Origin of the sequence: Lentilactobacillus parafarraginis DSM 18390 = JCM 14109 (assembly GCF_001435895.1) — a bacterium.
GTDB lineage: Bacteria > Bacillota > Bacilli > Lactobacillales > Lactobacillaceae > Lentilactobacillus > Lentilactobacillus parafarraginis.
Window position 1 is genome coordinate 1 of the sequence record NZ_AZFZ01000138.1, and the last position, 2,187, is coordinate 2,187.

General features: G+C 35.7%; 1 protein-coding gene and 1 pseudogene. Both read left to right on the plus strand.

Annotation, left to right across the window (positions count from 1 at the left end; genetic code table 11):
• The first annotated feature begins 555 nt into the window (after window positions 1-555).
• Window positions 556-1,557: a zinc-dependent alcohol dehydrogenase family protein gene (locus FD47_RS14235; protein WP_054736737.1), complete on the plus strand. Its 1,002-nt coding sequence runs from the start codon at window positions 556-558 to the stop codon at window positions 1,555-1,557.
• A gap of 2 nt (window positions 1,558-1,559) precedes the next feature.
• Window positions 1,560-2,009: pseudogene (locus FD47_RS14240) on the plus strand (fructose permease); the annotation flags it as partial.
• Window positions 2,010-2,187 lie beyond the last annotated feature (178 nt).

Here is a 2,187-nt window from a genome sequence, read left to right on the forward strand (position 1 = left end):
CACTTACCAAGGTGTTAACACTTGCTTCTGTAGAAGCTGAAAAAATATAGAAGGAAAACATTGTACATACTTCAGCTACAATTACCTCAAACAATAAACTATCTATCAATCTTTTATGTAACATTTCTAATATTACTTCCCTTATATCTGATAACTTTAACTATGATTAAGCATAGTATTAAATATTTACATGATATTTTCCTTAATAACTCAAAACGATTACTTTTTGATTAANGTTTCCATAATCATATTTATGCATAATATCAATGATGTCACTAGTATACGTTTTGTTTTAGTTTATTATCTATACCAATTTAGTACTTTCTTCTTTTAATATAAATTATTATAGTTCGTTATTTCCTAAAAAAATTTCCACCATTGACATGTCTAGAAATATGACTACAATCAATAATTGTAAGGGGTTACAAAACTCCTTGTGAAGACCAACCTTATACGTTTACATAAATGATTGTTTAAGATCAATTATCCCTGTAAATGTGTATCGTACTCAGGATTAAACACATTTCAAAAATTACTCAAAGGGAGATCATATTAATGAAAGCACTTGTATTAACCGCTACAAAACACATGAAGATCGAAGATATTGATACACCAGAGCTTAAGCCTAATGAGGTTCGTATTGATACTAAATATGCTGGTATTTGTGGCACTGACCATGCATTATATAATGGCCTACCAGGTTCAGCTGATGCTGTACCTCCCATTGTTTTAGGTCATGAGAATTCAGGTGTAGTTGCTGAAGTCGGTTCAGAGGTCACCAACGTTAAAATTGGTGATCGAGTATCCGTTGATCCTAATATTTATTGTGGTCAGTGTTTCTATTGCCACACTGGGCGTCCCGAACTCTGTGATAATTTGTCAGCAGTTGGTGTTACTCGAAATGGTGGCTTGGAACAATCATTTACGGCTCCTGCTTCAGTTGTTTACCCGATTCCTGATAGTGTCTCTTTTAAGGATGCAGCAACCTTGGAGCCAATTTCATGTGCTGTCCATGGTATGCAGTTACTTAAGATTACTCCTTATCAAAAAGCCTTAGTGATTGGTGATGGCTTCATGGGGCAATTATTCGTTCAATTACTTCGAGCATATGGAGTTCATCAAGTTGACTTTGCCGGTATCATTGACGAAAAGCTTAAACTTAACAAGGAAAAGTTTGGTGTTACCAATATTTATAATACTACTCGTGATAAGATCCCTTCAGGATATGATGTGGTAATTGAGGCCGTCGGTTTACCGCAGACTCAAGAACAAGCCGTTGAGGCAACTCGTAAGGGCGCCCAAGTTTTGATGTTTGGTGTTGGTAAACCAAATGCTCACTTTCAAATGAATACCTACGAGGTTTATCAAAAACAACTGACAATTCAAGGCTCATTTATTAACCCAAATGCTTTTGAGGACTCAATTTCTTTGTTAGCTAGCGGTAAAGTAAATGTTGATCCTATTATCAGTCACGTTTTAACCTTGGACCAAGTTGAAGATGTTCTCCAAGGGAAAATTAAGGGAGTTTCTAAAGCTGTTGTTAAAGTTGGTGATTAGAAATGAAAAGAGATCTGAAGTCGCAGACCAGTTCACAACAAATATTAAGCGGTCGAACACTTTCGATGTCAATGTCAATTTTCTACTTTACGATCTCAATTATCATCAACTCTGCCGGAAATGTCCTAACCTTAGTTACAAGTGCTAAAATTCATCCGTCTTATTTGGGATCTGCCTATTGGACTGCTGCTGAAGCTAACTTAAGCGTTGCCTTTGGCTGGAATCTCTTTTGGACATTTTTAATTTTAGGAATTGTAATTACGATTTTAAATGCCATTTTGGTTGGTCATTGGAATTGGCATCGAGCTTTAGGGAACCTGGTCTTTATGGTTCCCTTTTCTGCTCTTATCCAATTTTTTGAGAATTTCTTTATTGGTAAATATCCAATTTATAGTGGGTTGCCGGCTGCTAATACTCCCGTGATGATTGGCTTCTGGATTTGTTTCATTTTCAAATTTTGGTAAGAATAGTTTAGTTGCTCCATTGAATTGGTGCTTCATAACTAAATAACCCTTTTTTACTAACCGTTTGAAAACTTCTGTAATTGTGCTGACGTTAACACCTAACTTCGTTGCTAACTTATCACGGGTGTAAATAACATGTGGCCGTCAAGTTCAACTGATCCAATTT

Bases quoted from the DNA above. Each gene is read 5' to 3' on its own strand.
- FD47_RS14235 (WP_054736737.1), top strand. From the start codon at position 556: ATGAAAGCACTTGTATTAACCGCTACAAAACACATGAAGATCGAAGAT.